Annotated in this window: 19 protein-coding genes; 7 read left to right on the top strand and 12 right to left on the bottom strand. The window is 71.4% G+C overall.

Annotation, left to right across the window (positions count from 1 at the left end; all coding sequences use genetic code 11):
* The first annotated feature begins 26 nt into the window (after positions 1 to 26).
* Entirely contained in the window at positions 27 to 1034 is a 1008-nt protein-coding gene (locus CRP56_RS36800; protein WP_097271514.1) for an LLM class flavin-dependent oxidoreductase, read from the top strand.
* Between the two features lie 11 nt (positions 1035 to 1045).
* A complete protein-coding gene (locus CRP56_RS36795; RefSeq protein ID WP_097271512.1) occupies positions 1046 to 3376 on the top strand; it encodes an ATP-binding cassette domain-containing protein in 2331 nt (776 codons plus the stop codon).
* Between the two features lie 52 nt (positions 3377 to 3428).
* Here CRP56_RS36795 and CRP56_RS36790 read toward each other — a convergent pair whose 3' ends face one another.
* The 6 genes from CRP56_RS36790 to CRP56_RS36765 form a co-directional block, all read right to left on the bottom strand.
* Positions 3429 to 4238: a lysophospholipid acyltransferase family protein gene (locus CRP56_RS36790; protein ID WP_097271510.1), complete on the bottom strand. Its 810-nt coding sequence runs from the start codon at positions 4236 to 4238 to the stop codon at positions 3429 to 3431.
* A complete protein-coding gene (locus CRP56_RS36785) occupies positions 4238 to 5005 on the bottom strand; it encodes a GNAT family N-acetyltransferase (RefSeq protein ID WP_097271509.1) in 768 nt (255 codons plus the stop codon). Before CRP56_RS36785 ends, CRP56_RS36790 begins: the two co-directional genes overlap by 1 nt.
* Before the next feature lie 156 nt (positions 5006 to 5161).
* Entirely contained in the window at positions 5162 to 6187 is a 1026-nt protein-coding gene (locus CRP56_RS36780) for a hypothetical protein (protein ID WP_097271507.1), read from the bottom strand.
* A gap of 184 nt (positions 6188 to 6371) precedes the next feature.
* The gene (locus CRP56_RS36775) at positions 6372 to 7121 is read right to left on the bottom strand and encodes a succinate dehydrogenase/fumarate reductase iron-sulfur subunit (RefSeq protein WP_097271504.1); all 750 of its coding nucleotides are present in this window, start codon (positions 7119 to 7121) and stop codon (positions 6372 to 6374) included.
* Positions 7118 to 9067, bottom strand: a complete 1950-nt coding sequence (locus CRP56_RS36770) for a fumarate reductase/succinate dehydrogenase flavoprotein subunit (protein WP_097271502.1) — start codon at positions 9065 to 9067, stop codon at positions 7118 to 7120. The genes CRP56_RS36775 and CRP56_RS36770 overlap by 4 nt, the downstream gene beginning before the upstream one ends.
* Before the next feature lie 2 nt (positions 9068 to 9069).
* The gene (locus CRP56_RS36765; RefSeq protein WP_097271500.1) at positions 9070 to 9741 is read right to left on the bottom strand and encodes a succinate dehydrogenase; all 672 of its coding nucleotides are present in this window, start codon (positions 9739 to 9741) and stop codon (positions 9070 to 9072) included.
* Between the two features lie 131 nt (positions 9742 to 9872).
* Here CRP56_RS36765 and CRP56_RS36760 point away from each other — a divergent pair, with 131 nt between their 5' ends.
* The gene (locus tag CRP56_RS36760; protein ID WP_097271498.1) at positions 9873 to 10757 is read left to right on the top strand and encodes a LysR family transcriptional regulator; all 885 of its coding nucleotides are present in this window, start codon (positions 9873 to 9875) and stop codon (positions 10755 to 10757) included.
* 7 nt (positions 10758 to 10764) lie between these two features.
* Here CRP56_RS36760 and CRP56_RS36755 read toward each other — a convergent pair whose 3' ends face one another.
* The 5 genes from CRP56_RS36755 to CRP56_RS47790 all read right to left on the bottom strand — a co-directional run bounded on the left by CRP56_RS36755 (position 10765) and on the right by CRP56_RS47790 (position 16221).
* On the bottom strand, positions 10765 to 11220 hold the full coding sequence (locus CRP56_RS36755) for an ester cyclase (protein WP_097271496.1): 456 nt from the start codon (positions 11218 to 11220) through the stop codon (positions 10765 to 10767).
* Between the two features lie 82 nt (positions 11221 to 11302).
* On the bottom strand, positions 11303 to 13438 hold the full coding sequence (locus CRP56_RS36750) for a putative bifunctional diguanylate cyclase/phosphodiesterase (protein ID WP_097271494.1): 2136 nt from the start codon (positions 13436 to 13438) through the stop codon (positions 11303 to 11305).
* The gene (locus tag CRP56_RS36745) at positions 13435 to 14256 is read right to left on the bottom strand and encodes an SAM-dependent methyltransferase (protein ID WP_097271491.1); all 822 of its coding nucleotides are present in this window, start codon (positions 14254 to 14256) and stop codon (positions 13435 to 13437) included. Before CRP56_RS36745 ends, CRP56_RS36750 begins: the two co-directional genes overlap by 4 nt.
* 343 nt (positions 14257 to 14599) lie before the next feature.
* On the bottom strand, positions 14600 to 15553 hold the full coding sequence (locus CRP56_RS36740) for an SCO0930 family lipoprotein (protein WP_097271489.1): 954 nt from the start codon (positions 15551 to 15553) through the stop codon (positions 14600 to 14602).
* Between the two features lie 194 nt (positions 15554 to 15747).
* Positions 15748 to 16221 carry a hypothetical protein gene (locus CRP56_RS47790; RefSeq protein WP_179851207.1) on the bottom strand — a complete coding sequence of 158 codons (474 nt, stop codon included), beginning with the start codon at positions 16219 to 16221 and terminating at the stop codon, positions 15748 to 15750.
* An 82-nt stretch (positions 16222 to 16303) separates the two neighbouring features.
* Here CRP56_RS47790 and CRP56_RS48620 point away from each other — a divergent pair, with 82 nt between their 5' ends.
* From CRP56_RS48620 to CRP56_RS36725, 3 genes are all read left to right on the top strand, one after another.
* Positions 16304 to 16432: a hypothetical protein gene (locus CRP56_RS48620; RefSeq protein ID WP_257041471.1), complete on the top strand. Its 129-nt coding sequence runs from the start codon at positions 16304 to 16306 to the stop codon at positions 16430 to 16432.
* Positions 16433 to 16448: 16 nt separating this feature from the next.
* Complete coding sequence (locus tag CRP56_RS36730; protein WP_097271487.1) at positions 16449 to 17213, top strand: bestrophin-like domain; 765 nt, start codon at positions 16449 to 16451, stop codon at positions 17211 to 17213.
* A gap of 200 nt (positions 17214 to 17413) precedes the next feature.
* The gene (locus tag CRP56_RS36725) at positions 17414 to 17950 is read left to right on the top strand and encodes a hypothetical protein (RefSeq protein WP_097271485.1); all 537 of its coding nucleotides are present in this window, start codon (positions 17414 to 17416) and stop codon (positions 17948 to 17950) included.
* 96 nt (positions 17951 to 18046) lie between these two features.
* Here CRP56_RS36725 and CRP56_RS36720 read toward each other — a convergent pair whose 3' ends face one another.
* A complete protein-coding gene (locus CRP56_RS36720) occupies positions 18047 to 18529 on the bottom strand; it encodes a hypothetical protein (protein ID WP_097271483.1) in 483 nt (160 codons plus the stop codon).
* 332 nt (positions 18530 to 18861) lie between these two features.
* Here CRP56_RS36720 and CRP56_RS36715 point away from each other — a divergent pair, with 332 nt between their 5' ends.
* Positions 18862 to 19530: a class F sortase gene (locus CRP56_RS36715; RefSeq protein WP_097271481.1), complete on the top strand. Its 669-nt coding sequence runs from the start codon at positions 18862 to 18864 to the stop codon at positions 19528 to 19530.
* Positions 19531 to 19536 lie beyond the last annotated feature (6 nt).

Raw genomic sequence — 19536 nt, 5'->3', positions numbered from 1 at the left:
GGAATACCGGACCCCTGCGCAGCGTCATGACAGACGTGAGCCTCAGCCAGCAGACCGTCCGGTTCTCCGTCCTCGACCGTTCCCGCACCCGCGAGGGGCACTCGAACGCCGAGGCCCTGCGGGACACCGTGCGGTTCGCGCAGGAGGTGGAGGCGCTCGGCTATCACCGCTTCTGGGTGTCGGAGCATCACGGTGTGCCCGGTGTCGCCGGTTCCGCGCCGACCGTCCTGGCGGCGGCCGTGGCGGCGGCGACCCGGCGCATCCGGGTCGGTACGGGCGGTGTGATGCTGCCGAACCACCGGCCCCTGGTCGTGGCCGAACAGTTCGGCGTGCTGGAGTCCCTCTTCCCCGGCCGCATCGACATGGGTCTGGGCCGCTCGGTGGGCTTCACCGACGGCGTCCGCAAGGCGCTGGGCCGCGACAAGGACGACGCCGACGACTTCGCCGCCCAGCTCGACGAACTGCTCGGCTGGTTCGCCGGCACCTCCCCGACCGGGGTGCACGCCCGCCCCGCGGAGGGCCTGACCGTCCCGCCCTTCGTCCTCGCGATGGGCGAGGGCGCCGCCATCGCCGCCCGGGCGGGTCTGCCGATGGTCATCGGCGACCTCCGGAACCGCGAGAAGATGCGCCGCGGCATCGACCACTACCGCACGCACTTCCGCCCCTCCCCCTGGGCGAGCGAGCCGTACGTCGTCATCTCGGGCACGATCGCCGTGGCCGCGACCCCCGAGGAGGCCCGGCGCCTCCTCGTCTCCGAGGCCTGGTCGATGGCCCACTCCCGCACCCACGGCACCTTCCCGCCCCTGCCCCCGGCCGACCGCGTCGCCTCCCTCCCGATGTCCGCCAAGGAGCGCGGCTTCTACGAGTCCGGCCTCACCGGCCAGCTCGCGGGCACCGAGGACCAGGTCGCCCACGAGCTGGAGACGGTGCTGAAGGAGACCGGCGCCCAGGAGGTCCTGGTCACGACGAGCACGTACGACCGCGACGCCCTGCTGGACTCCTACCGACGGCTGGCCTCGATCGTCTCCGACTAGAGTTCCCCCTCATGCACACCCCACATGACCCGTATGTCCGTGTCCGCGGTGCCCGGGAGCACAACCTCAGGAACGTGGACGTCGACATCCCCCGGGACGTGCTCGTCGTGTTCACCGGGGTGTCCGGGTCCGGGAAGTCGTCGTTGGCGTTCGGGACCGTGTACGCGGAGGCGCAGCGGCGGTATTTCGAGTCGGTGGCGCCGTACGCGCGGCGGCTGATCCATCAAGTGGGGGCGCCGAAGGTCGGGGAGATCACCGGGCTGCCGCCGGCCGTGTCGCTGGAGCAGCGGCGGGCCGCGCCCACGTCGCGGTCGTCGGTGGGGACGGTCACCAACCTGTCGAACTCGCTGCGGATGCTCTTCTCCCGGGCCGGCGACTACCCGGAGGGGGCCGAGCGGCTCGAGTCGGACGCGTTCTCGCCGAACACGGCCGCCGGGGCCTGCCCAGCGTGTCACGGGCTGGGGCGAGTGCACCGGACCAGTGAGGAGCTGCTCGTCCCCGACCCCTCCCTGTCCGTCCGGGACGGGGCGATCGCCGCCTGGCCCGGGGCCTGGCAGGGCAAGAACCTGCGCGACATCCTCGACGCGCTCGGGTACGACGTGGACCGGCCCTGGCGTGAACTCCCCGCCGAGCAGCGCGAGTGGATCCTGTTCACGGACGAGCAGCCGGTCGTCACCGTGCACCCGGTGCGGGACGCCGACCGCATCCAACGGCCGTACCAGGGCACGTACATGAGCGCGCACCGGTATGTCATGAAGACCTTCTCGGACTCCAAGAGCCCGACCCTGCGGGCGAAGGCGGAGCGGTTCCTGAGCAGTGCGCCCTGTCCGGCGTGCGGGGGCAGCCGGCTGCGGCCGGAGGCGCTGGCGGTGACGTTCGCGGGGCGGACCATCGCCGAGCTCGCCGCCCTGCCGTTGACCGATCTGGCCGGGCATCTCGTCGCGGACGGCGAGACCGCCCGTGTCCTCACCGACGACCTGCGGTCCCGTATCGCGCCCGTCCTCGAACTCGGCCTCGGCTACCTCAGCCTCGACCGGGCCACCCCCACGCTTTCGGCGGGCGAACTCCAACGCCTGCGGCTGGCCACCCAGTTGCGCTCGGGCCTTTTCGGTGTGGTGTACGTCCTCGACGAACCCTCCGCCGGACTCCACCCGGCCGACACGGAGGCCCTGCTCACCGTCCTGGCCCGGCTGAAGGCGGCGGGCAACTCGGTGTTCGTGGTGGAGCACCATCTCGACGTCGTGCGGGGCGCTGACTGGCTGGTGGACGTGGGGCCGCTCGCCGGTGAGCACGGCGGCCGGGTGCTGCACAGCGGCCCGGTGGCGGAGCTGGCCTCGGTCGAGGAGTCGGCCACCGCCCGGTATCTCTTCGGCCGCTCACCGGTCCCGGCGCGTGAAGTACGCACGCCCGGCGGGCAGTTGAAGGTCGGCCCCGTCTCCCGGCACAACCTGCGTGCCGTGACCGCCGAGTTCCCGCTCGGTGTCCTCACCGCCGTGACCGGCGTCTCGGGTTCGGGGAAGTCCACGCTCATCGGGGAGATCACGGAGGAGCTCCCGGGTGTGGGCCGGCTCGTCTCGGTCGACCAGCGGCCCATCGGGCGCACCCCGCGCTCCAACCTCGCCACCTACACCGGTCTCTTCGACGTCGTGCGCAAGGAGTTCGCGGCGACGGAGGAGGCCCGTCGGCGCGGCTTCGGTGTGGGGCGGTTCTCCTTCAACGTCAGCGGCGGGCGCTGCGAGACCTGCCAGGGCGAGGGGTTCGTCAGCGTGGAACTGCTGTTCCTGCCGAGCACCTACGCCCCGTGCCCCGACTGCGGCGGCGCCCGCTACAACCCCGAGACCCTCGAAGTGACGTACCGGGGACGGAACATCGCGCAGGTGCTGGACCTCACGGTGGAGTCCGCGGCGGACTTCTTCACGGACACCCCGGCCGTGGCGCGCAGCCTGCGCACGCTGCTCGACGTGGGCCTCGGCTATCTGCGCCTCGGCCAGCCCGCCACCGAACTCTCCGGCGGGGAGGCCCAGCGCATCAAGCTCGCGAGCGAACTCCAGCGCGGCCGCCGCGGCCACACCCTCTATCTCCTCGACGAGCCCACCACCGGCCTGCACCCCGCCGATGTCGACGTCCTGATGCGCCAGCTGCACGGCCTCGTCGACACCGGGAACACCGTCATCGTCGTCGAGCACGACATGTCGGTCGTCGCGGGCGCGGACTGGGTGATCGACCTGGGCCCGGGCGGCGGCGACCAGGGCGGACGCATCGTCGCGGCCGGACCGCCGACCGAGGTGGCACGCACGGAGGGCAGCACGACGGCCGCCTATCTGGCCCGCGCCCTGGCCTGAACTCCCGGCGCGGGCCGCACCGGCGGTGGCAGCGCGCTGTGCCAGGCGGCGCCTACGCCACCAACGCCGAGTGGATCCACCCCAGTTGGGCCGTCGCCCCCGGCTGCGCGGCCAGCGCGAGCGCGCGCCGGTCGGGGTGGCTGCCGTACGGAATGGCCTCCTGTATCTCCACCTCCGCCACCAGTCCCCGCGTCGACACCACCCGCCACACCGAGGCGAGCAGACTGTCCTCGCCGACGAACGCGGGCGCGGTGCTGGCCGTACCGCCGTCCAAGTGGTAGCGCAGCCGCACCGGTTGGACGGGGACCCGCGCGTCCAGGGCGGCCTGGAAGGCGGCGCGGCGGAAGGTGCCCTGGGCGCGTCCGCACCACGTGCTGCCCTCGGGGAAGACGCCGACCGCCTGGCCGGCGCGCAGCGCGCGGGCGATGTGGTCCACCGTGTCCGGGAGGGTGCGCAGCCGGTCCCGGTCGATGAACAGCACCCCGCCCCTGGCGGCGAGCGCGCCCGCCACCGGCCACCGCCGGATCTCGGCCTTGGCGACCATCCGTGCCGGGCGCACGGCGCCGAGCAGCGGGATGTCCAGCCAGGAGATGTGGTTGGCGACCAGCAGCGTGCCGCCGGTGGGTGCGGCGGTGCCGGTGACACGGACCCGGACCCCCGCGGCCCGTACGATCCACCGGCACCACCGCCGGACCACCTCGGCGGGGATGCGCACGCCGAGCGGCAGCAGCACGACCCCGGCGAGCACCAGGACCGCGACCGCCGTGAGCCGCAGCACGGCACGCGGTACGGCCGTCGCGGACCCCGTCGGCTCCACGCACGTCCCCGGGGTGCAGGGCGCGCTCGGCAGCCAGACGCTCATCAGGCCGGTACGAGGGAGAGGAAGTGCCGCAGATAGCGCGGGTTGACCCGACGCATCGACAGCAGCACGTACAGGTCGGCGACCCCGAAGTCCGGGTCGTGGGCGGGCTCCCCGCAGACCCAGGCGCCGAGCCGGAGGTAGCCGCGCAGCAGGGCCGGCAGCTCACCGCGGCCTGCGGCGGGCTCGCCGGGGACCCACGGCAGCAGCGGGCGCACCCGGTACTCCTCCGGCGCCAGGTGCTTGGCCCGCACCCGCTCCCAGGTCGCGGAGGCCAGCGCACCGCCGTCGGCGAGCGGGAGGGAGCAGCAGCCGGCCAGCCACTCGTGGCCGCGGTCGACCATGTAGCGGGCGATGCCGGCCCAGATGAGCCCGATGACGGCGCCGTCGCGGTGGTCGGGGTGCACGCAGGAGCGGCCGACCTCGACCAGGCCGGGGCGCAGGGCGTCGAGCGGGGCGAGGTCGAACTCGCCCTCGGAGTACAGGCGTCCGGCGATCGCGGCCCGCTCGGGCGGCAGCAGCCGGTAGGTGCCGACGACCTGTCCGGTGCTCGTGTCGGTGACGAGCAGATGGTCGCAGTAGGCGTCGAAGGCGTCGACGTCGAGCCCCGGCTGGGGGCTCGCGAGCAGGGCGCCCATCTCGCCGGCGAACACGTCGTGCCGCAGCCGCTGGGCGGCGCGCACGTCGGCCTCGTCGCGGGCGAGGGAGACGGTGTAGCGGGCGGGGGCGGCGGAGAGGGGCGGGGAGTCCAGAGCGGATACGGCGGTCATGGCTCACTCCAGGTCACGGGCCGGTCGGCCTGAGGGGGAAGAACAGGCCGGCGGGTACGGCCTGCGCGTACCTGTTCTTCCGATGCCGTCTGGCCGGTACGTGACCGGGGGCGGGAGCCGGGATGTGGGGTTGCTGAACGCCGTGGTCCGTGACCGTCACGTGGCCGGAACGCAACCTCCCAGCCAGTAGCGCGTCTCCGCCTCGTCGAGGACGCGCTCGAGGACGAGGTCTCCGGTCATGTTCGGGAAGAACCGGCCGGAGGGCCAGCTGCGCTCGTAGGCCGGCGGGTCCAGGACGAGCAGGCGTACGCCGTCGACGACGGGGATGTCGGCGGGGGTGCCCTCGTTCCACACCCACTCCCCGCCGGGGGTCATGAGGTTGAAGGAGCCCACGGTGTGCACCTGTCCGGGCGCGTCCCGGCACACGGCGACCTCCTGCGGTGACGGGGCGTGGCCGGGCACGTGACCGCCGCCGACGAGGAGGTCCGCGAGAAGGGTGTGCAGCTGGAAGTTGTCGCCTATGCCAGCCATGCGCATCCGGTAGCCGGTGCCGGACGGGCGGTGCAGGACGACGAGCGGTTCGTCGTCGAGGACGAGCAGCGCGTACTTCAGGCACTTGAACTCATGCCCGGTCGTCTCCTCGACCGTCGTGACCGCCCGCACCAGCCGGGCGCGCAGCGAGCCGTCCAGCGCGGTGCGCACGCCGGGGTCGTTGAGCAGAGCGAGACAGGCCATCTCGAACTGGGGCAACGACAGCCAGGCCAGGGCCGGTTCGGGCCCCACCCGCTCGAACAGGGCCGGGTGGGCGTCGCTGTCGTCCGGGTGGGGGTGGTCGCCGCCGCCGGTCGCCTGCCAGCGTTCGCAGAACTCCCCGATCTCGGCGAGCGTTTCGGCCAGCTCCACGAAGACGTACGGGGCGCAGGGCCGCGGGTCGGCGCCGCGCTCCACGCACGCGCCGACGATCACCGCGACGACTCCGCGCGGCCCCGGCGGCACTTCGGGCAGCAGCGCGGCGAGCCGCGGTGCGGCCTGCGCGGTCTCGTGCGGGCCAGCCTCGCCGAGGCTGCGGTGCAGCTCCTGGAACGCGCGCTCGGCCCCGTCCGGGTCCTGTCCGCGCACCGCGGTCTCGAATGCGGTGACGGCATCGAGGAACCGCTCCCCCGTCTGTGTTCCGAAGATCATGCGCACAGGCTATCGAGGCCGGGAAGGCGACAGGCTGTCGAGGTCGGGAAGACGACAGGCCGCCGAGGTCGGAAAGGCGAGACGGGGCCGGGGAGCACCACTCCCGGCCCCGCCCGTCCGCACCCTGTCGGCGAACGTCCTTGTGTGGTCCACCTGTTGGCGACCTGGTGAGTGAGCCGTGGGTCTACCTCCTGGCGACCTTGCGCGTGGCCCGCAGCCACTCCTTGTTCATGCTCGTGATCGACATCAGCGGGATGCCCTTCGGACAGGCGGTCGCGCACTCACCGGTGAGGGTGCAGCCGCCGAAGCCCTCCTCGTCCATCTGCGCCACCATGTCCAGCACCCGCGTCTCCCGCTCGGGCGCCCCTTGCGGCAGCACGTTCAGGTGGTTGACCTTGGCCGAGGTGAACAGCATCGCCGCCCCGTTGGGGCACGCGGCGACACACGCCCCGCAGCCGATGCACTCGGCGTGCTCGAAGGCGAAGTCGGCGTCCGGCTTGGGCACCGGCGTCGCGTGTGCCTCCGGCGCGGCACCCGTCGGCGCGGTGATGTAACCGCCGGCCTGGATGATCCGGTCGAAGGCCGACCGGTCCACGACCAGGTCCTTGATCACGGGGAACGCCGAGGCCCGCCACGGCTCGATGTCGATCGTGTCGCCGTCCTTGAAGGACCGCATGTGCAGCTGGCAGGTGGTGGTGCGCTCGGGCCCGTGGGCGTCGCCGTTGATGACGAGGGAGCACGCGCCGCAGATGCCCTCGCGGCAGTCGTGGTCGAAGGCCACGGGGTCCTCACCGCGCAGGATGAGCTCCTCGTTGAGCGTGTCGAGCATCTCGAGGAAGGACATGTCGGAGGAGATGCCGTCCACCTCGTACGTGGACATGGCGCCTTCGGCGTCGGCGTTCTTCTGCCGCCAGACGCGCAGGGTGAGCTTCATGCGTAGCTCCGCTGGGTGGGGTGGACGTACTCGAAGACCAGGTCTTCCTTGTGCAGGACGGGAGATGAGCCGGTGCTCGTGAACTCCCAGGCGGCCGCGTAGGCGAACTCCTCGTCCCGGCGGGCCGCTTCGCCGTCCGGGGTCTGGGACTCCTCGCGGAAGTGGCCGCCGCAGGACTCGGCACGGTGCAGTGCGTCGAGGCACATCAGCTCGGCGAGCTCCAGGTAGTCGACGACGCGATTCGCCTTCTCCAGCGACTGGTTGAACTCCTCGCCGGTGCCGGGGACCTTGATGCGCCGCCAGAACTCCTCGCGGATCTGCGGGATGCGCTCCAGGGCCTTGCGCAGTCCGGCGTCGGTGCGGGCCATGCCGCAGAACTCCCACATGAGTTCGCCGACCTCGCGGTGGAAGGAGTCAGGGGTGCGGTCGCCGTCGACGGCGAGCAGCAGGTTGAGCCGGTCCTCGGTCTCCGCCAACACCTCCTGGACGACGGGGTGTTCGGCGCTCACCGCGTCCTGGTGGGGGTTGCGGGCGAGGTAGTCGTTGATGGTCGCCGGGAGCACGAAGTAGCCGTCGGCGAGACCCTGCATCAGCGCAGAGGCACCGAGCCGGTTGGCGCCGTGGTCGGAGAAGTTGGCCTCGCCGATCGCGAACAGGCCGGGGACGGTGGTCTGGAGGTCGTAGTCGACCCACAGCCCGCCCATCGTGTAGTGCACGGCGGGGTAGATCCGCATCGGGACCTGGTACGGGTCCTCGTCGGTGATCCGCGCGTACATGTCGAAGAGGTTGCCGTACTTGGCCTCGACCGCCTTGCGGCCCATGCGCTTGATGGCGTCGGCGAAGTCGAGGTAGACGCCCTGCCCGCCGGGTCCGACCCCGCGCCCCTCGTCACAGACGTTCTTCGCGGCGCGGGAGGCGATGTCACGCGGGACGAGGTTGCCGAAGGAGGGGTAGATGCGCTCCAGGTAGTAGTCGCGCTCGTCCTCGGGGATCTTGTTCGGCGGCCGGTCGTCGCCCTTGGCCTTCGGGACCCAGATCCGGCCGTCGTTGCGCAGCGACTCGCTCATCAGCGTCAGCTTGGACTGGTGGTCGCCGGTGCGCGGGATGCAGGTGGGGTGGATCTGGGTGAAGCAGGGGTTGGCGAAGTAGGCGCCGCGCCGGTGGGCCCGCCAGATGGCGGTGGCGTTGGAGTTCATCGCGTTGGTCGACAGGTAGAAGACATTGCCGTAGCCGCCGCTGGCGAGAACGACGGCGTCCGCGAAGTACGTGTCGATCTTCCCGGTGATGAGATCCCTGGCGACGATCCCGCGCGCCCGTCCGTCGACGACGATCAGGTCGAGCATCTCGGTGCGCGGGTGCATCTCGATGTTCCCGGCCGCGATCTGCCGGCTGAGCGCCTGGTAGGCGCCGAGCAGCAGCTGCTGGCCCGTCTGGCCGCGGGCGTAGAAGGTCCGCGAGACCTGGACGCCGCCGAAGGACCGGGTGTCGAGCAGCCCGCCGTACTCGCGGGCGAACGGCACGCCCTGCGCCACGCACTGGTCGATGATCTCGACGGAGATCTGCGCGAGCCGGTGCACGTTCGACTCCCGGGCCCGGAAGTCGCCGCCCTTGACGGTGTCGTAGAACAGCCGGTGGATGGAGTCGCCGTCGTTGCGGTAGTTCTTCGCCGCGTTGATGCCGCCCTGCGCGGCGATGGAGTGGGCGCGGCGCGGGGAGTCCTGGTAGCAGAACTGGACGACGTGGTAGCCCTGTTCGGCGAGCGTGGCCCCGGCGGAACCGCCGGCCAGGCCGGTGCCCACCACGATCACGGTGTGCTTGCGCCGGTTGGCGGGGTTGACCAGCTTGGCCTCGAAACGGCGCTTGTCCCAGCGCTCGTTGACCGGGCCGGACGGGGCCTTGGTGTCGACGACCGGTGCGCCGGTCGCGTACTCCGTGTAAGAGGTCATGTTCAGCTCACCACTCCGGTCATGACGCCCACGGGTACGGCGATGAAGCCGGCCGTGAGCAGCAGTGCGAGGACGTTGGCCGTGGCCTTCAGGGCGCGGTCGCGGGTGCGGCTGCCGGCGCCGAGGGTCTGGGCGGCGCTCCAGAAGCCGTGCCGGACGTGCAGGCCGAGGGCGAGCATCGCGACGATGTAGATGACGTTGCCGTACCAGGTGGAGAAGGTGTCCACGACGTTCTGGTAGGGGTGCCCCTCCTGGAAGCCGCCCGAGTGCACGGTGCCGGTCGTCAGGTCCAGGAGGTGCCAGACGATGAAGAGGCCGAGGATGATGCCGCCCCAGCGCATGGTGCGGGTCGCATAGCTCGAACGCGGCTTGCTGTGGACGTACTTGGTGGGCCGCGCCTTGATGTCGCGGCGGCTGAGCTGGTAGGCGGAGACGGCGTGCGCGACGACCGCGACGACGAGGACGACGCGGATGACCCAAAGCGTCCACTCGTAGTGCATGAAGGGCTCGCCGAGGGTGCGCAGCCAGTGCGCGTAGTGGTTGAACTCGCCGGCCCCGAAGAAGATCTTCAGGTTCCCGATCATGTGGACGACCAGGTACGACAGCATGATCAGCCCGCTGACGGCCATCACCGTCTTCTTGCCGACGGAGCTGTCCCACACGGTGCGCGCCATGGACGGCCGTCGGTCCGTCCGCGTTGCCAGTGCCATGTTCATGAACGCTAGGGCCGCCCGACCCCATCGGTCCAAGACATGGTCCGGCTTGATTCGATAGGCAGCGGCTATCGACCGGCTATCGTACGACCATGCAGTTCACGCAGCTCCAGTACTTCGTGGCGGTCGCCGAGACCAGGCACTTCACCAGGGCCGCGGACCTGGTCCACGTCGCCCAGCCGTCGCTGTCCCAGCAGATCAAGGCGCTGGAGCGGGAGCTGGGCGCGGACCTGTTCCTCCGGGCCCGGGGCAACATCACCCTGACCGACGCGGGCGAGGCCCTGCTCCCGCTCGCCCGCCGCATCCTGGCCGACGCGGACACCGCCCGCTACGAGGTGCAGGAACTGGTCCAGCTGCGCAGCGGCCGGGTCCGCCTGGGCGCGACCCCCAGCCTGTGCACCGGCCTTCTCCCCGACGTCCTGCGCGCCTTCCACGACCGCTATCCCGGCATCCGCCTCCTCATCGAGGAGGGCGGCTCCCACGACCTGGTCCGCGAACTGGCCCGTGGCGCCCTGGACCTCGCGCTGGTCGTCCTCCCGCTCCCGACCCCGTCCCCCGCGCTGACGACGGTGGAGCTGCTGCGCGAGGACCTGGTGGTGGTCTCGTCCCCGGAGGCTGCCAAGCCCGGCGACGGCCGCCGCACCGTACGCATCGCCGACCTGGAGGGCGAGCGTCTGGTGATGTTCCGGCACGGCTACGACCTGCGTGAACTGACGGTCGCCGCCTGCCGCGCCGAGGGCTTCGAGCCGGACTTCGCGGTGGAGGGCGGGGAGATGGACGCGGTGCTGGGGTTCGTGCGCGCGGGGCTGGGGGTGGCCGTCGTACCGCGCATGGTCGCGGCGCGTTCCGGCCGGGGCCTGCGCGTCACCCCGCTCGCCCGTCCCGGCCTGCACCGGACGATCGCCCTGGCCCACCGCAGCGACGTGGCACCGCCGCGCGCCGCGCGGGAGTTGCAGCGGATGCTGCTCGAAAGGTGACGGGCCGCTAGCCTGCCCTGCGCTCCGCCGCGGCCTGCCGCACGGCGTCCAGTGGGATCCGCGCCTGTTCGCACAGCGTGGCCAGGTCGAAGTAGATCGTCTCGCCGGCCATGAGGCCCTGTTCGAAGGGGACGACGTTGGCGAAGGGCACCTCGAAGGAACCTCCACCGGGCGGGACCCCGAGCCAGTCGCCCCGGCTCGTGCCGCGCAGGGTCCCCCACACCACGATGACCTTGTCGCCGAAGGCGATGCCCTCGTCCTGCGGGGCCAGGTCCGGGAAGGCGATGAAGTACTGCTGTTCGTACGCGGCCCGCACCGCGTCCCGCCCCTGACTGCGCAGCCCCAGGGCCTGCGTCTCCAGGAAGCAGTCGTCGACGAAGGTCTGCAGGATCGAGTCGATGTCCCGCGCCGCCTCGGCCTCGCGGTGGGCCTCGAAGAGGCGACGCATGTTGGTGACGTCCATGTCCGCGCTCCCTCCGCTCAGGGTGCCGGTGCCCCCTCTTCGATCGTAGGAAGGGGGACACCGGACAGCCACCGCACGGCCCTCAGCCCGTCGCGTCCACCAGCGCCAGCTCGTGCAGCCGCTCCGGCGGGCCCGGGCGGGCGTAGTACCATCCCTGGGCCGTGTCGCAGCCCAGTATCCGCAGCTGCTCGGCCTGGGCGCCGGTCTCCACACCCTCGACCGTGACCGCGAGGTCCAGGCTGTGCGCGAGTGAGACGATGCCCTCGACGATCTTCAGGTCGACGGGGTCGGCCGGGAACTGCTGCATGCTCTGGGTGAAGGAGCGGTCCAGCTTGAGGATGCTCACCGGCAGGCGGCGCAGGTTCGCCAGGTTCGAGTAGCCGGTGCCGAAGTCGTCCAGGGCGATGTCGACGCCCATCTCGGCCAGCCGGCGCAACGGCTTGAGCAGGTCGTCGTCCGCGCCGATCAGCGCCGACTCGGTGACCTCCAGGCAGAGCGCGTCCGGCTCGACGCCCGTGCGCTCCAGGATGTCCACCGTGTCCTGCACCAGGCCGGGGTGGGTGAGCTGGCACGGCGAGAGGTTGACGTTGATACGCATCGGCCCCGCGTCCGCGTGCCGTTCTCGCCACTCGCGGGCCTGCCGGACGGACTGCTCCAGGACCCAGCGGCCCAGCGGGACGATCAGACCGGTGTGCTCGGCGAGCGGGATGAACCGGTCGGGGCCGAGGACGCCGTGCTGCGGGTGCAGCCAGCGGACCAGGGCCTCGGCGCCGCGGACGCTGCCGTCACCGAGGTGGACCAGCGGCTGGTACTCGATGAAGAACTCGCCCCGGTCCAGGGCCGTGGGCAGCGCGGTCGTCAGGCCGTGCCGGGTGATCGCCCGCGCGTCCGCCTCCGCGTCCGCCAGCTCGAAGCGGTTGCCGCCCGAGGCCTTGGCCCGGTACATCGTGATGTCGGCGCTGCGCAGCACCTCCGCCGCGCTGCGCTCCCCCGCCGGGCCCTCGACGATGCCGATGCTGCCACGCACGGTCAGCTCACGGCCGTCGACGCTGACCGGGGCGACCAGCGCGTTCATGATCCGCGAGGCGAGCTCGTCGACCTCGCGCTCGGTGTCGGGCCCCGTCGTCAGCGCCACGAACTCGTCACCGCCCAGACGAGCGACCATCTCGCCGGGCGCGGTGGTGCACGACTGGAGCCGGTCGGCCACCTCCACCAGCAGCCGGTCGCCGGCCGCGTGGCCGAGGCTGTCGTTGATGGTCTTGAAGCCGTCGAGGTCGAGGTAGCACAGCCCGAACCGCTGGCCCTTCCCCGCGCCGAGCGCCTTCTCCAGGCGCTCGAAGAAGAAGGTGCGGTTGGGCAGGCCGGTGAGCGCGTCGTGGGTGGCCTCGTAGCGCAGCCGGAGGTTGAGGAGCCGGCGCTCGGTGGTGTCCTCCATCAGCGCCAGCTGGTACTGCGGGTTGCCGTCCGCGTCGCGCAGCAGGGAGACCGTGAGGTTGGTCCACAGGGCCGTTCCGTCAGGGCGGGAGAACGCCTTCTCCACGTGATAGTGCTCGCGGTCGCCGCGGACGAGTTCGTCGTAGAGGGTCCAGGTCTGCGGCGCGTCCTCGGGGTGGGTCCAATCCGCCACGTTGCGGCCCAGCATCGTCTGCTCGGTGATGCCGAACATCCGCAGCAGCGCCTCGTTGACCTGGAGGATGTTGCCGTCGAGGTCGGCCATGCCGATCCCTATCGCGGCGCCCTCGAAGACCGCGCGGAAGCGGGCCTCGCTCGCGTGCAGCGCCTGGGCGACCACGCCCTGCGCCTTCAGGGCGGCCGCGGAGATCGCCTCCTGCTCGGCCAGCGTCCGCTCGCGCAGCGCCTGCGCGAACCCGGCGGCCATGGCGTGCTGGATGCGGGAGGCGCGCACCCGCAGGTCCTGCGGGTCGCCGTCGCCGCCGCAGTACAGCACCAGATAGGCGTCGACGCAGTCCAGCGTCCGGCTGAGCGCCTCCGGATCGGTGCAGTGCACCGTCACGAGCGCGGCGCCGACGGCCCTGCCCTCGTCGGCGTCGAAGGTCCTGGCCCGCAGTGCCTCGCTCAACCGGCGGGCCAGCGGCAGGAGTTGTTCCTCGAACTCGGGCCGGGTCGATGACGTCGTGGTCACCGGGAACACCGCCCGGCTCCAGATCGTCGCGAACCGGCGCAGTCTGTCCTCCGGCCCGTCCGGCTCGGCGATCACGCGGTACGCCCCACGCCGGCGAACCCGGAGAACGCCCAGGGATCCTCGTCGTCAGGGTCCCAGGTCTCCGTCTCCGGCCGCCAGTGCGGCATCGGCACCAGTCCCGGTTCCACCATGTCGTACCCCTCGAAGAACCGCGCGATCTGTTCGCGCGAGCGCATGATCAGCGGGTTGCGAATGTCCTTGTACACGTCCACCGCACCCCCGGCCCGCTCCGCGGGCAGCGGGATTCCCTCGTACGAGGCATGCGTGAGCACCAGCAGGCTGCCGGGCGCGAGCGCGTCGCGCAGCTCGGCCACCGCCCCGTACGGGTCGTCCTCGTCTTCCACGAAGTGCAGTATGGCAACGAGAAGCAGGGCCACCGGCCGGTTCAGGTCGATCAGTTGCTGTACTTCGGGGCTCGCGAGGATCTCCTGCGGCTTGCGCAGGTCCGCCGCGACGACGCCCGCGCGCTCGTTCCCGGCGAGGACGGCCTGGCTGTGGGCGACGGCCACCGGGTCGTGGTCGACGTAGACGACGTGCGCGTCGGGCCTGGCGGCCTGGGCCACCTCATGGACGTTGCCGAAGGTCGGGATGCCCGAACCGACGTCCAGGAACTGGGAGATGCCCTGCTCGGCGGCGAAGCGCACCGCCCGCCTCATGAACGCCCGGTTCGCCTGCATGATCTTGGGCAGTCCCGGCATGAACTCCATTGCCTTGCGAGCGGCTTCCCGGTCGACCTCGAAGTTGTGCGAGCCGCCCAGGTAGTAGTCGTAGATGCGCGAGACACTGGGCACCGAGATGTCGATGCTCCGTGGGGCCCAGGCGGGACGCTCCATCTAGCTCTCCAAGGCTTCAGGCGATCCGGTGTTCGAGCTGAGGCTACTGATCGCCTGCCAAAGGAGCGAGCCGAAACGGAAATTGACCGTCCGTTCCCGGTCACTGCCTGCGGCACGTGCCGAGTTGACGTTGCCATAGAAGCGGTGAATTCACGGCAAACCGGTCCGCCCCCTGTGTGCGGTCACAGGGGGCGGACCGGTCGGTCGCGCACGCCGGCCGTGCGTCCGGCATTCTCGCTGAATCCTCGTGCCTCCCTTCCGCGATGCGTCACTGCGGGAGTCGGGCGGTCAGCCCTGGGGAGTTGACCTTCGGGTCGGCCGGGAGGGGCGACCCTTTTTCCTGCTACTTCTTCGGCGCGCCGACCGGCTTTCCGTCGGGCGAGACGGCGTACCAGGTGCCGCCGACGCCCTGACCGTTGGTGTCGCCCGGCTCCTTGTCCTGGGCGAAGGTGTAGATGGGCCAGCAGTTGATGGTCTGCTGCTTGACCCCGTCGGGCCGGGTGAAGCTCATCAGGCCCTTCTTCTGGACGCCCTTGGTGTCGTTCGCCCCGACGGGACCGACGGCCGGCCACTTCTCCAGGCAGGCCCCGGTGCACCGGGAGATCGGGTCGGGCCAGGCGGTGTCCTTCAGGAAGCGGTAGACCGTCATGCCGTTCTTGTCGACGACGATCTCGCCCAGGTTGGGGTCCTCGCGGGTGGACAGTCCGGGCAGCGAGGCCAGCGAGGCCTTCTTGCCGGTGGGGGCGAGCGCGTACCACTTGCCGCCCACGCCCTGACCGTTGACGTCGCCCGCGTTGACGTCCTTCGCGTAGCGGTACGCCGGCCAGCCGCCGATCGTCAGCTGCTTGCTGCCGTCGGCGCGGGTGACCTCGCCGAGCAGCGCCTTGTCGATGCCCTCGCCGGCCGAGGCGTCGTCGGCCGGCACCGGGGGCCAGGTCGTCGCGCAGTCGCCGTCACAGTTGGACTTCGGCGGCTCGGCGGTGTCCGTGTCGAAGCGGTAGAGGGTGAGGCCGGCGTTGTCGGTCAGCACCTTGCCGAGCTCGGGGTTGGTGACGACGGCCAGCTTGCCCGCGGACTTGACCGGGGACGCCGGGGCGCTCTCCGAGGGGCTCGCGCCGGCGTTGCCGATGCCCGAGCCGATACCGGATCCCGCGTTTCCGTAGTCACCGGCCGCGGCCGTCGCGCCCACGTTCTGACTGCTCGCGGACGGGGCTGCTTCCTGGCCGCACGCCGTTGTCAGCGCCAGCACCGCCGCAGCGCTCGCCACGAGCGATGCACTCCGCCAGGAGACCTTCATCGTCAACTCCCCACATTGGTACCGGTGTTGCAGCGCCCTGCCGCGTCGCCGCACGGCCATGAGTACGGACGGAAGTGGCTGTTGTGTTCAACCGGGGCACATATTTCTTTCCGGAAGCTGTGACAGCGGTCCACCGCGAAGCGCGAAACCCCCTCCTCAAACCCCTGCGCGGCTCGCTCACTCCTTTGGGGCAATCACCCGCCACCAGGGCGCACCGCGGCGCGTTCTGGGGTCATGATCTGCGTCGTGCAACGACCCGAACCGACCCAATACGCCCCCGCCATACGGGTGTTGACGGTGTTGGCCCTGGCGTGGCTGTGCGTCGGCGTACCGTCCGGCGCCGCGCGGGCCGACGCCTGCGCGTCCGCGTCGACCGGTCCGGACGGCACGGTCGCGGTGGCGGTCGCCGGCAGCGGCCTGACCTGGCCCACCCCGCCGGGGTGCCCCACGCCCACTCCCCCGCCACCTCCGCCGTGCCCCACGCCGACCCCTACCCCCACACCGACACCGCCCCCCACGCCGAAGCCGACCCCGACCCCGACCCCGAAGCCCACGCCCACGCCCACGCCCACGCCCACGCCGAGCCCTACCCCGAAACCCCCGCCGAAGCCGACCCCGCCACCTCCGGCCCCGCAGCCCGCGGCCCCCGCACCGCGCCCGGCACCCACGCCCACCCCTACACCGACCCCGACGCCCGAGCCGTCGCCGAAAGCGACCCCGCGGCCGACCCCGACCCCGGCCCCGACTCCGGTGACCTACCCGGCGTACCACGCACCGGCCCCGCACCGGACCGCGCACCACAGCACCTCGCCACTCACCTTCGTCCTGCTCATCGCGGTGCCCGCCATCGCCGCCGTCGCCGCGCTGCGTCCGCGCTGATCCCTGGAGGCCTCCCTTGCCGGAATGGCTTGTTCTCACCCTCGCGATGCTGGCCGCCTGTGCCGTGGTGGTCGTCATCGTCGTCGTCCGCCACGGGGCGGCGTCGGAAGACGAGGACCCCGACGAGACCCCGGACGTCATCGAGTACATGACGATGTGGATCGGCGTGGTGTACGCCATCGTCCTGGGCCTGGCCATCGCCGGGGTGTGGGAGGGGCGCGGCGCCGCTCAGGACCACGTCCAGGCGGAGGCGGTCGCCCTGCACGAGGTCTCGGAGCGGGTCCGGGTCTACCCGACCGACGCCCGTGACCGTATTCGGGAGGATGTCAACGCCTATGTCGGACACGTCGTGAACACCGAGTGGAAGACGATGGCCGACAAGGGCGAGGTCACCGAGCGCGGCACCCAGCTGATGGAGAAGCTCCGCCAGGACGTCACCGACTACGAGCCGGCCAACGACTTCGAGGCCCAGGCCTACCAGCCGCTGGTCGACCAGGTGGCCGCGGCCGACACGGCGCGCACCGCCCGGACCAACGCGATGGGCGCGACGATGCCGGGGGTGGTGTGGTTCGGGCTGCTCACCGGGGCCGTCATCACCATCGGCATGGTCCTGGCCCTCCAGATCCGCAGAACACCGCGCGAGCTGATCCTCGCCGGGCTGTTCTCCGCCCTGATCGCCTTCCTGCTCTTCCTGATCTGGGACTTCGACGCGCCCTACAGCCGGGGCATCACCGCTTCGGCAGAGCCGTTCCTGAACCTGTTCCCCCACATCAAGGGCTGACAGCCCCTCACCTGACGGGCACCCAGCGGGGACGCCGCCACGCCGTCGGCGTCCCCCGACCGGCCCACAACCGTGCCCCATTCGCCCGACAGCGTTCGCGCAGGTGTGCGCACCTTCCTAGCGTTCCGATCATCGAGGTGCATTTCCGGCAAAGGCGGAAAAGGTCCGCAGCTGCTCCTCGGGGACCCGGAGGACTCACCATGCGCGCGATACGCGTAGCTTCGGCCGCACTGCTGGGCGTAGGCGCCCTCGCCCTCTCCGCTCCGGCCGCCATGGCGTCCGGCGGCGGCAACATCACGCCGTTCGGCTTCAGCGTCATGCCCTCCACGATCGCCGCGGGCGGCCAGGTGACCCTGCAACTGGACCGGGACAGCGGCGGCTGCACCGGGTCGGCGACGGTCAGCTCGGGGGTGTTCGACACGATCACCATCCCGGGCAACCGCTCGTCGGCGACGGCGGTCGTCGACTGGGACGCCAAACCGGGCGCGGTCTACAAGGTGACGTTCTCCTGCAACGGCGTGAGCGGTTCGACGGAGCTGACCATCGCCACCGGCCGCACCAACCCGACCAACCCGACGCCGTACCCGTACCCCGACCGCGGGGTGCACGCCGGTGAGGGCGGCAGTGTCGCCGGGTTCGACCTCAAGGAGATCGGACTGGGCGCGGCGCTCATCGCCGGCTCGGTCGGGGCGGCGTACCACTTCTCGCGGCGCCGCACCGGCGAGGACGGCGCCTGACCGCGCCTCGGCGGCACCGCACAGGCCTTCGCCCCGGACCTTGGAAGAGGTCCGGGGCGAAGGCCGTTACGTGCGCCTGCGAAGGAGGAACGGAGATCAGATCCGCTTCTCGGAGCGGCGGCGCATCCAGAACAGCCCGCCGCCGACGACGGCCGCCGCGACGAGTCCGCCGCCGATCGCCATGTCGGTCGGGGTGGCACCGGTGGAGCTGCTGCCGCCGAGACCGCCGCGGACAGCGCCGATGACGGTGAAGGCGGTCGGGTTCGTCAGGGTCCCGTTGGCGCACGTGACCGTGATGCTGTGCGTGCCCTGCCGGGCGTTGCTGTTGACCCTGGCGGTACCGGTCGCCAGGCCGGCCACCGAGTTCAGGGTGACCGGCGAGAAGGCGTCGGAGGTCGCGGTCGCAGGGGTGGTGCAGTTGTTGACGGTGATGTTCAGCTGCCCGCCGCGGGCGATGGCGCTCGGCAGGGCGGTGACGTTGGACGGGGTGTTCATGCCGTCGGCGACAGCCACGGGGGCGGCGAGCCCGACGGCGGCGATCGCGGCGCCGGCGGCCGCCAGGGCACGGGTAGTACGCATGTGATCCTCCGCGGAAGGCGCCCCGGGAACCGTCCCCGGTGGATCGGCGAGAAAACGCCTCCCAGAAAGACCCTCAGATGCCGTGCACGCGGGCGCATTTCGGCGATGGTCCGTCCTGGTGAGAGGACACGCCGAGCGAAAAGCGCACAATCGGATATTGCCGCAGGTCACGGACCGTCAGAAATTTCCTGGGGGTGTCGACTCGGATGGCGCACCCACACCGGTGGCGGCCACCCGTTCGCCTTTGCCCCGTCGCCGGTTTTGTGCCCGGCACTTAGCGTGCTCGTATGCGCGAATGACGTGGCGACGGCCGCGTCGAGAGGGGAATGCGAATGTCTGCGTCCGAGCTGGCCGATCTGGCCGAAGAGGAGGAGCAGCGGAAGAGGCGCGCTCCTTGGGGCGTGATAGCGCTTGTTCTGCTGACCGGCCTCGCGCTCATTCGGAACGGTTCGGGGGAGTTCGACGTGGGTCCGCCGCAGCCGGCGACGGCGGCCGCGGCGGACAGCCGTGTGCCCGGGACCTTCTCCGGGTCGGCGACCCCGCTGTCGTTCTCCGAGCCCGAGCGGGTGCGGATCCCCGCGATCCAGGTGGACGCTCCGGTCATGCCCGTGGGTCTGGACGCCGAGGGCTGGGTGGGCGCGCCACCGCCGGAGGACCCGAACCTGGCGGGCTGGTTCACCGGCGCGGTCTCGCCCGGCGAGAAGGGCACCGCCGTGGTGGTGGGCCATGTCGACAACCAGTCGGGCCCCGCCGTGTTCTACGGGCTCGGTGCGCTGAAGAAGGGAAATCGCGTCGAGGTGCCGCGCAAGGACGGGAAGACGGCCGTTTTCGAGATCTACGGCATCGAGGTGTTCGAGAAGCAGAACTTCCCGGGCGACCGTGTCTACGGCTCCAAGGGCACCCCCGAATTGCGGGTCATCACCTGTGGGGGCGGTTTCTCGAAGCAGAACGGCTATGCCGGGAACGTCGTCGTGTTCGCCCGCCTGGTCGAGGTCCGCTGAGCGTTC

The organism is Streptomyces sp. TLI_55 (assembly GCF_900206255.1).
Classification (GTDB): Bacteria; Actinomycetota; Actinomycetes; order Streptomycetales; family Streptomycetaceae; genus Streptomyces; species Streptomyces aquilus.
The sequence above is the reverse complement of the archived record's forward strand: the minus strand, read 5'-3'. Positions and strand labels throughout refer to the sequence as shown.